The organism is Bartonella sp. TP (assembly GCF_030406085.1).
Lineage (GTDB): Bacteria > Pseudomonadota > Alphaproteobacteria > Rhizobiales > Rhizobiaceae > CALTWN01.
On the sequence record NZ_CP129002.1, the window covers coordinates 783,888 to 795,773 of the forward strand.

Below are 11,886 nucleotides of genomic sequence, written 5' to 3' on the forward strand. Positions count from 1 at the left end.
ATGTCAAAAATTTATTATACAAAAGATCACGAATGGGTAAGTATAGAAGGCGATATAGCTACTATAGGTATAACTTCATATGCACAAGAGCAATTAGGAGACTTAGTATTTATAGACCTGCCGGATTTAGGAAAGCAAGTAGAGCGCGGTGATGCTGTAGTGGTGGTGGAATCTGTTAAGGCTGCTTCAGACGTTTATGCGCCATTAAGCGGTAAAATCGTTGCCGTGAACGAAGAGCTAGACGCAAACCCAGCTCTAGTGAATGAAGCTCCAGAGCATCAAGGTTGGCTTTGGCAGATGCAAATAGGTAATTTGGATGAGCAAAAAGACTTACTAACTAGTGAGGCATATAAACAATTATTGTAATAACCAGCCTTTTTAATTGATTTAGTACAGGATTTAGATATGAAGCAGCAATCATTATTTTATCAACGGCATATCGGTCTGACTCCAGAAGCTATAGAAGATATGCTTACCATTGTTGGTGCTAACTCTTTGGATGATTTATGTGTAAAAGCCATGCCAGAGAATATATTAGCCAAGGAAGAATTAGAGCTGCCATCGCCTCTTTCTGAAAATGAAGCTTTGAATGTTATTGGCACAATTATAGAAAAAAATAAACTACATAAGAGCTTTATAGGTCAAGGATATCATGGTACTTTTACGCCTAGTGTTATTTTACGTAATTTATTTGAGAATCCAGCTTGGTACACTGCTTATACGCCTTATCAAGCTGAAATTAGCCAGGGGCGCTTAGAGTTATTATTTAATTTTCAAACATTGGTTAGTGATCTTACAGGATTACCAGTGGCCAATGCCTCGCTTTTAGACGAAGGCACGGCAATTGCTGAGGCTTGTGATATGTCTGTTAGGTTTTTTAAAGGTAATCGTAATAAGGTTGCTTTAGCCGCAGACTTGCATCCACAGAATTTAGATGTATTAAAGACCAGGGTTTCTACCAAAGAGTATGAATTAGTAGTGTTAGATGCTGATGCCACTTTAACTACCGATTTTGCTGCTCTTGTTTTACCTCTTCTTGATACTCACGGAGTGATGCATGATTATAGTGCGTTAATAGATCAAGCAAAATCACGTGGAATATTGGTGATTTTGGTCGCTGATCCTCTGGCTCTTTGTTTGCTTAAACCAGTAAAAGATATGGGGGCGGATATTGCCGTAGGGTCTATGCAGCGTTTTGGTGTGCCTATGGGATTTGGTGGGCCGCATGCCGCCTATATTTCTACCACGGAAGCGCTAACTCGTTTATTGCCTGGGCGTATTGTTGGGCTTTCAAGTGATCGAGAAGGGCGACCCGCTTATAGGTTGGCTTTGCAGACACGTGAGCAGCATATTAGGCGCGATAAAGCTACTTCTAATATTTGTACGTCACAAGTATTGTTGGCTAATATGGCCGCTGCATTTGCTATATGGCATGGCGGAAAAGGCTTGCAAGCGATTGCTGAACAGGTTCATAGATTGGCTAGTATTTTTGCTGCATCTTGCAAGGCAGCTGGACTAGAACTTTTGGGCAAGAAATTTTTTGATTGTGTAACCGTAATTGTTAAAAATCAAGCGCGGGTTTTACAGCGGCAGGCATATGAAAAAGGTATTTTGTTGAGAGCTGTTGATGATAACTTATTATCTATAAATTTTGATGAATTATCTAGCTTGAGTGATGTGGAAGAGCTATGTGATTTATTCGGCATCCAAGTTGTGGTTGATAATAATAAGATGCCTACAGTCTTGTATGAAGAAGATTTGCGCCGTACGGTATTATTGCCGCATAAGGCTTTTAACATGATTTTTTCTGAAACGCAGATGATGCGCTTTTTGCGTAGTCTTAGCGATAAAGACCTTGCGCTTGATAGAGCTATGATACCTTTGGGTTCTTGTACTATGAAATTAAATGCAGCTGCTGAGCTGCATCCTCTGAGTAACCCCAAATTAAGTCAAATACATCCTTTCGCGCCAGCTGCGGATAGTCATGGATATTTGCAATTAATTACAGAGCTAGAGGCTTATTTGTGCTCTATAACTGGGTTCAAGAAAATATCCTTTCAACCAAATTCTGGCGCTCAGGGGGAGTATGCAGGATTATTAGCTATTCGGCGTTATTTTCTTAGCATAGGCCAAACTAACCGTAATATTTGTTTGATTCCAGCTTCGGCTCATGGCACAAATCCAGCTTCTGCACATATGGCGGGTATGGAAGTTGTGGTTGTTAAATGCAATGCACAAGGCGATATAGATCTTGAGGACTTACAGATTAAAGCTAAATCACATAGCAATAATCTAGCTGCGTTAATGATAACTTACCCTTCAACTCATGGAGTATACGAAGAAGATGTTGTAAAGATCTGCGAGGTTATTCACAATTATGGCGGTCAGGTGTATTTTGACGGCGCAAATCTTAATGCTTTAGTTGGCTTGGCTCGGCCTTTTGATATAGGCGCTGATGTTTGCCATATAAATTTACATAAAACGTTTGCTATACCTCATGGCGGCGGTGGGCCAGGAATGGGGCCTATTGGGGTTGCAAAACATTTGGTACCATTTCTTCCGGGGCATGTAAGTGGCCATAAGCCAGCTTTTGCAGTTTCCAGTGCGCCTTATGGTAGTGCTTCTATATTGGTTATTTCTTGGATGTATATTCGGCTTATGGGTGCGGAGGGACTTAAAAAAGCTACGCAATGTGCTATATTAAGCGCTAACTATATCGCAAAAACTTTAGAAAAACATGGGTATAACGTATTATATAAAGGAAAACATGGGTTGGTTGCTCATGAATGCATTTTAGATATTCGTTTGCTTAAAAATGCTTTTAATATTGATGTAGAAGATATTGCCAAGAGGTTAATTGATTATGGTTTTCATTCGCCGACTATGTCTTTTCCGGTATCTGGTACTTTGATGATAGAGCCTACTGAATCTGAACCTTTAGAAGAGTTAAATCGTTTTTGTGAGGCGATGCGTGCTATTTATGTAGAGGCGCAGCAAGTTGCAGATGGGGTTTGGCTTCGTGATGACAATCCGTTAATAAATGCGCCACATACGCTAGCTGATGCTTTGAATAACAACTGGAATCATTGCTATAGTAGAGAAGAGGCTTGCTTTCCTACAGGAATAGAAGCAAATAATAGTAAATATTTCTCGCCTGTCGGTAGAATAGATAACGTAGCTGGTGACAGAAACTTAGTGTGTAGCTGTCCGCCAATGAGTGAATATGAAGGTTAAGTTATGAGTGATATTATATTGCGTGGTGAAAAAATAGTTTATGGCGATTTGCCAGAAAATGTTTTTGCTCAGGAGGTTTTGAGAGTAAAGCACTATACGGACAGGCTATTTAGCTTTGCTATTACAAGACCGAGCAGTTTTCGCTTTCGTTCTGGTGAGTTTGTTATGATAGGATTGCCTTTAGAAAAAAATCCAATATATAGGGCTTATTCTATAGCGAGTCCTTTTTGGTCGGAGGAATTAGAGTTTTTTTCTATTAAGGTGCCGAATGGACCTTTGACTTCACATTTGCAAAAAATTGTTAGCGGCGATACAATATTGATGCGAAAAAAAGCAACTGGCACTCTAGTGCTTGATGCACTTTTACCGGGCAAGCGTTTATATTTAATCTCTACTGGCACAGGTGTAGCGCCTTTTGCTAGTATTATTCAAGATTTAGAGACTTATGAAAAGTTTGAAGAGGTTGTTTTAATACAAACTACCAGAGAAAATTCTGAGTTGGTTTATATTAAGGAGGTTGTCGATCATCTTAAATATGATGGTTTATTGAAGGATTTTGTTTCTAAATTAAAATTTTATCCTATAACTACGCGCGAAGCTTCTAGTCATATGGGCCGCATTACAGACCAAATAAGTAATAAAGATTTTTTTAAACAGACTGGGTTGCCGCCTTTGAACGCAGATATAGATAGGGTAATGATATGCGGCTCTATGCAAATGATAAAAGATATGGCTTATATTTGCGAAGAATTTGGATTGCAGGAAGGAGCAAATAGCGCTCCCGCCCATTATGTTATTGAGCGTGCTTTTGTTAATTAGACAGTTATTTGGTCGCTGTTATCTTCTACTAGGGCTTTTTTCTTAAGCGCTGTACCGCTTTTTCTATTTGGCTTTTTGTTATTAATTTTTGCTACTTCAGTCGGATTGTCTTCTTCTGTATTTGGCATATATGGTTTTTGTTGTTTAGGGGGGCGTTTATTATTGGGTTTTTTTACTGTAAGTGTATTTTCTTCTTCTGCTATTCCTACATCTTCTTCTAGCTCTTCGCTTGATGTTTGCGGCATGAACTGCTCCATAGGCTCTATATTTATTTCCGCAGCAGCGAATTCTTGGTTATATATTTGCTGGTTAGCTGTAGCCTCTATTATTATACGTTTATAATGCTCTGCATGCTGCAAGAAGTTTTCGGCTATAATATTATCTCCGGTTGCCTGGGCATCTCTGGCTAGGGCGATATATTTTTCGTATATATGTTGTGCATTGCCGCGTATTTTTATGCCTGGTCCGTTACTTTCAAATGTTTTTGAAAGAGGATTTTGTGTTTTGCGATTTAAATTAGGACGATGCTTATTGTTAACACGTCTATTTTGCTGTGGCCTCATTATGTTGCTCATGTTTTGATTATGGGATTAATGGATTAGGTAAATTTTTTTAAGACTTTTATTTAAACATAAATATATAAACTATAGATCATAACATCATTTTTGTAGTAAAAGACTTGGTGCTGCGGAAGAGGATTGAACTCTCGACCTCTCCCTTACCAAGGGAGTGCTCTACCACTGAGCTACCACAGCAAATATATTTAAATTTACCATTTGGCATCTTTTACATATTATTACAGAATAGTAAAGAGATAATAAAGCATTTTGCATAAATTACCTAATAAAAGGATTTATAATATGTATAAGGGTAGTGTCAATAGGCAGAAGTTAGAAAAGAAAGAATTAGAGAAACAAAAATTGGCTAAGCGCTTGAAAGAAAATTTATTAAAGCGTAAAGAACAGGCAAGGCAGCGTAGCAGTGCGAGCAAAAATTAGGCTACATAAGCTAAAAATTAATAAATATTTATGTATATAGGATGAAATTGAAACAGACTATAACATATATTAGCAACAGAACTTTAAAAAATAATTTGCGTTGGGACGATAAATGGATCGTATTAAAATTGTAGGTGGTAATAGCTTAAATGGCACTATAAAAATCTCTGGAGCAAAAAATGCTGCTTTGCCTTTGATGATTGCTTCGCTTTTGACAGCGGAGGATTTGTGCCTGGAAAATGTACCATATCTTGCGGATATTGAGCAATTGATAAGAATTCTAGCTAATTTGGGCGTGGATTATACCATAGAGGGCCGTAAAGGGGAGTTGGATGAATATTACAGACGTGTAGTGCATTTTTCAGCAAAAAATATAGCTACTACAAGGGCTCCTTATGAATTAGTGTCTAAAATGCGTGCTAGTTTTTGGGTAATAGCGCCACTGCTTGCTAGAAGCGGCGAGGCTTGTGTTTCGTTGCCTGGTGGCTGTGCTATAGGCACGCGTCCAGTAGATTTTATTTTGAACGGCCTACGAGCGTTAGGCGCTGATATAAAGATAGAAGCTGGGTATGCGCATGCACAAGCACCTAAAGGATTGATAGGTGCAAAATATAAATTCCCTAAAGCAACGGTGGGCGGTACGCATGTTATGCTGATGGCGGCTAGCTTAGCAAAGGGGGAAACTATATTAGAGAACGCTGCAAAAGAGCCTGAAGTTACCAATTTGTGTGAATGTTTGATAGCGATGGGTGCTAAAATAAATGGTGTAGGTACTGAGACTTTAACTATACAAGGTCAGTCAACCTTACATGGGGCTAGGCAAGCTGTAATTTTTGATCGTATTGAGGCAGGCACTTATGCTATAGCCGCGGCGATGACCGGGGGCAGTGTGTTGTTAGAGGGGGCGCATACAGATCTTTTAAATGCTGTGCTAGAATCTTTGAGTGCTTGCGGTGTAAAATTTGAGCAGCAGGAACGAGGTTTGCTTGTCTCTCGCTATGCCAAAGAAATAGAGCCCGTGGATATCATAACGCGACCTTATCCTGGTTTTCCTACTGATTTGCAAGCTCAATTTATGGCTTTGATGACTAAGGCTGATGGTATATCTCGTGTAACGGAGACTATTTTTGAAAATCGCTTTATGCATGTTCAAGAACTGGCAAGATTAGGTGCCAGTATTAGTTTGGCAGGGCAAACTGCTATAGTGCAGGGGGTAAAAAAACTAAAGGGGGCGCAGGTTATGGCGACAGACTTGCGTGCTTCGGTTTCATTAGTAATAGCTGGTTTAGTTGCAGAAGGCGAAACAATTGTAAATAGAGTTTATCACTTGGATAGAGGATTTGAAAATTTAGAAGAAAAGCTTAGCAATTGTGGCGCGCAGATAGAGCGGATAAGGGGAGCCTAAAGAAGAAATGGGTAAAATATTATGGCATTAAAATTGTTGGCATTAGATAGTGAAGATTTAACGATAATTTCGGCATATAGTCAAAAAGCTATTTTGACGCTAAATGACATAGATTGGGATCCAGAACAGGCTAGGTTGCTACTAGCGATGAAAAGATTGCGATGGGAAGAAAAGAAGGAAGGGGCGCCAATTTTAAGCTGTGATAGTGTTTTACATTTTGACCGTGTAGAAAAGCTTAGTGCAAGTGGTATTAATTGTAAAGATAAAACTCGGTCCTATACTCTTTTAGCTATACATTTTCTACCTGATAGGCATACAGATATTTATGGTGAGATAATAATGCATTTTGAAGATAAAACCGCCTTGCGCTTGACCGTTGAGTGTATAGAAGCACGGTTAGTAGATATTTAGGCATTGTATTCTATAAAAAAATATATTAGGTTGCGAAACAAGAAATTTATCGTATAGTAAGGATATATATGGCTAAGGAAGAAGTGCTAGAATTTTCAGGGGTAATAATAGAGCTATTGCCGAATGCGATGTTTCGCGTTAAATTAGATAATAATCATGAAATTGTAGCTCATACAGCTGGTCGGATGCGCAAAAATAGAATAAGGGTCTCGGTTGGCGATAAAGTTATGGTAGAAATGACCCCCTATGATTTAACCAAGGGCAGGATTACATACCGCTATAAATAAGCTATGTAAATACTGGTTGGTAATAATTTAAATTGGATATTGCATTTATGGCATTAGAAAAAAAAATAGCTACATTAAAGTTGATCTTAGCCTCTGCTTCTCCTAGAAGATTAGCTTTATTACGCCAGATAGGCGTAGAGCCAGATTACGTTTATGCGACAGATATAGATGAAATGCCAAAATATAAAGAGCATCCGCGTTTTTTGGTTAAAAGATTAGCTCAAGAAAAAGCGCTTCAGGCTTATGCTCGTATGTCTAAGTTAGAAGCTTATAAACATTCTATAGTTTTAGCTGCGGATACTACAGTTTCTGTAGGACGTATTGTATTACCAAAACCTAATAACAATGAAGATGCTATTGAGTGCTTAAAATTACTTTCTGGTCGTACACATAAAGTTTTTACTGCTCTTTGTGTTATAAATGAAAAAGGTAAGCATAGCTGTAAAATTTCAGAAACGCGTGTACGGTTTGCTCGTCTTAGTGAAGATATTATTGAAGCCTATATAGCTTCTCGAGAATGGGAAGATAAAGCTGGAGGGTATGCTATACAAGGTTTAGCCGCTGGTTTTATAACCCGCATAGTAGGTTCTTATAGCAATGTGGTTGGGCTGCCATTAGCTTCGACTGTGAATCTTCTTCAGTCATATGGCTATCCAATCTTTCAGCAATGGCATCAGGATGAATTGCGTAGCTAATAGCTTTAGTAAACGAAAATGTTTACGTTGTCATAAGTTTATTGATCAAAATTTTTTTCCATTTTGTAGTGAAAAATGTAAGCTAGCAGACTTACATCATTGGCTTACGGGTAATTATATCATTGCTACAGATGAAATGCAGAACGAAGATGCAGATATAGAAAAAAGTTGACTTGCTTGCCGAGAACTGTAAGCCTGCTTATATATTATATAGATTTTTTAATATATAAGCGAGGCGAGAATGGATATAAGCAAATATACTGAAAAAGCACAGGGATTTTTGCAAGCAGCACAAAATTATGCAATTTCGTTACAAAATCAACAATTACAGCCAGCTCATTTGTTAAAAGTTTTGATTGATGATAACAATGGATTATGTTCTAGTTTATTGCGTCGGCTGGGTGCGGATATTGAGTTATTAAAAAATGATCTTGCTGTGTTTATTGCAGGATTTCCTAAAGTAAGCAGTAGCTCTGATCAGGTTTATCTCTCATCAGAGCTAACGAACTTACTTAATACAAGTGAAGCTCTGGCTATTAAGAATGGCGATAGTTTTGTCACAGTAGAACGTATATTAGAAGCCATAGTCGGTAATAGTAAAGATAAACTTTCAGAATTATTTGCTAAGCAGAATATAAATGTAAAAAATTTAGCCATAGAAATTAGTACTTTGCGCAAAGGGCGTAAAGCCGATAGTCCTTCTGTAGAAAATCAGTATCAAGCACTAGAGAAATACGCCAGGGACCTTACGCAAGCTGCCCTTGATGGAAAATTAGACCCTGTGATTGGTCGAGATGAAGAAATAAGACGAACAATCCAAGTATTATCACGTCGTATAAAAAACAATCCAGTTTTAATAGGGGAACCAGGTGTAGGAAAAACGGCAATAGTAGAGGGTCTTGCGCTAAGGATTATTGCAGATGATGTTCCGGAAAGTTTGCGTGGTAAATCTTTATTAGCCTTGGATTTAGGCTCTTTAATAGCTGGGGCGAAATATCGAGGTGAATTTGAAGAACGTTTAAAAGCAGTATTAAATGAAATAAGTGCTGCGAATGGAAGCATAATTTTATTTATTGATGAAATGCATACTTTAGTTGGCGCTGGTAAATCTGACGGGGCTATGGATGCATCTAATTTATTAAAGCCAGCTTTATCTAGAGGCGATCTACATTGCATAGGTGCGACAACATTGGATGAGTATCGTAAATATGTAGAAAAAGATGCTGCCTTGGCTAGAAGGTTCCAGAGTGTATTTGTGGCAGCTCCTAGTGTAGAGGACACTATTTCTATTTTGCGTGGATTGAAAGAAAGGTACGAACAACACCACAAAGTTCGTATATCAGACTCTGCCTTAATCGCAGCGGCTTCTTTATCGAATAGATATATCACTAACAGATTTTTACCAGATAAAGCTATTGATTTAATCGATGAGGCAGCGGCTAGATTAAAGATGCAGATAGATTCCAAACCAGAGAAATTAGACGAGCTGGATCGGCGTATAATGCAAATTAAGATTGAGCTTGAAATGTTAAAGCTTGAAAATGATGAAGCTTCTAAGATTCGTACTACAGCTTTACAAGCGGAGCTGGTGGCTTTAGAGGAGCAATCTAATGAAATTACAGTAAAGTGGCAAGAGGAAAAGCAAAAATTAGGCCGAGCTGCGGATTTAAAGCGGCAGTTGGAAGAAGCAAGAAATGCTTTAGCTATAGCGCAGCGTTCTGGTGAATTTCAAAAAGCAGGTGAGTTATCTTACGGCATTATTCCGCAATTAGAAGCGGATTTGGTGAGCGCAGAAAAGCAAGATAGGACAGTTGGGTTATTAGAAGAGACCGTAAGGCCAGAGCATATAGCTCAAGTAATCGCTAAATGGAGCGGCATTCCAGTTGAGCGTATGCTAGAGGGAGAAAAAGAAAAATTATTACATATGGAAGAATTAATCGGTAAGCGAGTCATAGGACAAAAAAAGGCTGTAGCTGCCGTGTCAAACGCAGTGCGGCGCTCAAGAGCTGGCCTTCAAGATCCGAAGCGTCCACTAGGTTCTTTTATATTTTTAGGACCCACTGGCGTAGGTAAAACTGAACTCGCTAAAGCTTTAGCTAATTTTTTATTTAATGATGAAACTGCTATGTTGCGTTTTGATATGTCAGAGTATATGGAAAAGCATTCTGTTGCTAGGCTAATTGGTGCTCCTCCAGGTTATGTTGGTTATGAAGAAGGGGGTGTGCTTTCGGAAGCGGTTAGGCGTAGGCCATACCAAGTAATTCTCTTAGATGAAATAGAAAAGGCACATTCAGATATATTCAATATTTTGTTACAGGTCCTAGATGATGGCCGATTGACAGATTCTCAGGGTCGTCTTATAGATTTTCGTAACACATTAATTATTATGACTTCTAATCTGGGGGCTGAATATCTAGCGACTCTTGGTGAAAATGAATCTACAGAAAAAGTTGCTCCGCAAGTTATGAACGTGTTGACCCAGTCTTTTAGACCGGAGTTTTTAAATCGTATAGATGACATTATTTTGTTTCATCGGTTAACTCTTTCGGATATAGAAGCAATAGTCAATATTGAGTTAGATAAATTGCGTAGCAGACTTATGGAGCGGCAGATAGCATTAGAACTCTCCCCGCAAGCGAATATATGGCTTGCGAAAAAGGGGTATGATCCAGTATATGGTGCTAGACCTTTAAAGCGGGTGTTACAAAAAGAGATCCAAGATAAGTTAGCCGCTTTATTGCTTGAGGGTAAATTGGCAGATAACGCTACCGTTAAAGTATCTATGGGTGAAAATGCTTTGAATTTCGATTGGTCTTAAAAGCGATTTTCGTTTAACGCGTTATCAATACTATTTCTGGTTTGCTCGAATAGGGATAATTCTCGACCAGTCAGTGATTTACTATCTGGTATGCGCACTCGCATTGGGTCTACTCTTGTTTTATTTACTAGAATTTCAAAATGGCAATGCGCTCCTGTAGAAAGACCAGTGGAGCCTACATATCCTATAATTTGTCCTTGTTTTACGTGCGCGCCCGGCTGTATGCCAGCCGCAAAGCCACTTTGATGTGAATAAGATGTTACATAACCGTTTGCATGCTGTATTTCAGTGTGGTTTCCATAGCCACGCGTTGGGCTGGCGTTTATAACTATTCCATCACCTGCTGCAATTATTGCTGTGCCTTTTTTGGCGCCCCAGTCTACGCCAGTATGCATACGTACATAGCCCAATATAGGATGGCGTCGGCTACCAAATGGGGAGGTAAAGTGTCCGCTTGGCACAGGCTTTCTCAGTAAGAACTGTCGGGCGCTCTTGCCGTCTGCGTTATAGTAATCAATGCTGCCGCGAACGTTTTGATAGCGATAATATTTATGGATTTTTCCGCTTATGTTCGCGTTTATATAGAATAAGGCTATATCCTTATTATCTTTATTATAGGGGTAAAAAATGTTTATTGTGTCTGTTAATGTGGTTGGGGCTTGTAAATCAATATCTACCGCTAAGACACGAAATAACTGTTTAGTTAATTCTTCTGGTAACCCGTAAGAAAGCGTGGCGCGGTATATGCTGTCATACAGAGACATTAAAGGTTCTCTGTCTATATTTAGTACGGGTAGCTTACCAGATAAAGCTTTGCGTAGAATTGGTGTCATTTCTGGGGCTTCGGATTTGATATAATTATTATTATCGTCTGCGGCAATTGTTAAAATTGCTGTGGCATCTTTATAGATAGTGATTCTTACTATAGCTTCGTTGCCATCTTCGTCACTGGTTAAGCCCAACCGAATAATTCCATTATAATCTAGCCTATCAGTTAAGAGCTGTTTTGTTAAAGCTTTAATTATTCCTGAGTTGGCATCTGTGTGGTAGTTGGCCGTTTCTAGTGCTTTTATAATCGGTTGATTTTTAGAAAAAGGTATAAGATCTTCTGCGTAACTATATTCGCTATTTTCATTTTCGGTTTTATTGAGAATCGAAAGGTTTTCTGTTGTAATTTTTAGCTCGCTGTTAATTGTAGTGGGTTTATTTTTGACCTTTT

The 11,886-nt window shown here is 38.7% G+C and carries 11 protein-coding genes, 1 tRNA gene and 1 pseudogene (1 of these 13 cut by a window edge); 10 read left to right on the forward strand and 3 right to left on the reverse strand.

All coding sequences use genetic code 11. From position 1 onward, the window contains the following. Genes gcvH through QVL57_RS03830 form a run of 3 tightly spaced genes read left to right on the forward strand, consistent with a single transcriptional unit; the run spans nucleotide 1 to nucleotide 4,053 of the window. Nucleotides 1-366: a glycine cleavage system protein GcvH gene (gene gcvH / locus QVL57_RS03820; protein ID WP_290075864.1), complete on the forward strand. Its 366-nt coding sequence runs from the start codon at nucleotides 1-3 to the stop codon at nucleotides 364-366. A gap of 39 nt (nucleotides 367-405) precedes the next feature. Next, entirely contained in the window at nucleotides 406-3,234 is a 2,829-nt protein-coding gene (gcvP, locus tag QVL57_RS03825) for an aminomethyl-transferring glycine dehydrogenase (RefSeq protein WP_290075866.1), read from the forward strand. Between the two features lie 3 nt (nucleotides 3,235-3,237). Beyond that, nucleotides 3,238-4,053, forward strand: a complete 816-nt coding sequence (locus tag QVL57_RS03830; RefSeq protein WP_290075868.1) for a ferredoxin--NADP reductase — start codon at nucleotides 3,238-3,240, stop codon at nucleotides 4,051-4,053. A 287-nt stretch (nucleotides 4,054-4,340) separates the two neighbouring features. Here the strand turns inward: QVL57_RS03830 and QVL57_RS05710 are convergent. Then, nucleotides 4,341-4,616: pseudogene (locus QVL57_RS05710) on the reverse strand (DUF4167 domain-containing protein); the annotation flags it as partial. A 117-nt stretch (nucleotides 4,617-4,733) separates the two neighbouring features. Further along, nucleotides 4,734-4,808, reverse strand: a tRNA-Thr gene (locus tag QVL57_RS03840). A 105-nt stretch (nucleotides 4,809-4,913) separates the two neighbouring features. Here QVL57_RS03840 and QVL57_RS03845 point away from each other — a divergent pair. From QVL57_RS03845 to clpB, 7 genes are all read left to right on the forward strand, one after another. Continuing rightward, nucleotides 4,914-5,051 (forward strand): hypothetical protein, encoded by a 138-nt coding sequence (locus tag QVL57_RS03845; protein ID WP_290075872.1) that lies wholly within the window; start codon nucleotides 4,914-4,916, stop codon nucleotides 5,049-5,051. A gap of 112 nt (nucleotides 5,052-5,163) precedes the next feature. Next, entirely contained in the window at nucleotides 5,164-6,456 is a 1,293-nt protein-coding gene (gene murA / locus QVL57_RS03850; protein WP_290075874.1) for a UDP-N-acetylglucosamine 1-carboxyvinyltransferase, read from the forward strand. 21 nt (nucleotides 6,457-6,477) lie between these two features. Next, the gene (locus QVL57_RS03855; protein WP_290075875.1) at nucleotides 6,478-6,867 is read left to right on the forward strand and encodes a DUF2948 family protein; all 390 of its coding nucleotides are present in this window, start codon (nucleotides 6,478-6,480) and stop codon (nucleotides 6,865-6,867) included. 68 nt (nucleotides 6,868-6,935) lie between these two features. Further along, the gene (gene infA / locus QVL57_RS03860; protein ID WP_290075876.1) at nucleotides 6,936-7,154 is read left to right on the forward strand and encodes a translation initiation factor IF-1; all 219 of its coding nucleotides are present in this window, start codon (nucleotides 6,936-6,938) and stop codon (nucleotides 7,152-7,154) included. Between the two features lie 47 nt (nucleotides 7,155-7,201). Then, nucleotides 7,202-7,849, forward strand: coding sequence for a Maf family nucleotide pyrophosphatase (locus QVL57_RS03865; protein WP_290075877.1), 648 nt, complete (start codon nucleotides 7,202-7,204; stop codon nucleotides 7,847-7,849). Further along, the gene (yacG, locus tag QVL57_RS03870; protein WP_290075879.1) at nucleotides 7,833-8,021 is read left to right on the forward strand and encodes a DNA gyrase inhibitor YacG; all 189 of its coding nucleotides are present in this window, start codon (nucleotides 7,833-7,835) and stop codon (nucleotides 8,019-8,021) included. Before QVL57_RS03865 ends, yacG begins: the two co-directional genes overlap by 17 nt. Nucleotides 8,022-8,090: 69 nt before the next feature. Beyond that, complete coding sequence (clpB, locus tag QVL57_RS03875; protein WP_290075881.1) at nucleotides 8,091-10,667, forward strand: ATP-dependent chaperone ClpB; 2,577 nt, start codon at nucleotides 8,091-8,093, stop codon at nucleotides 10,665-10,667. Here clpB and QVL57_RS03880 read toward each other — a convergent pair. Beyond that, nucleotides 10,664-11,886, reverse strand: the 3' portion of a protein-coding gene (locus tag QVL57_RS03880) for a M23 family metallopeptidase (RefSeq protein WP_290075883.1). Its footprint extends 682 nt past the window's final position; the window shows 1,223 of its 1,905 coding nt (coding positions 683-1,905); its start codon lies off the right edge, out of view; it ends in the stop codon at nucleotides 10,664-10,666. The two genes, clpB and QVL57_RS03880, sit on opposite strands and share 4 nt — an antisense overlap.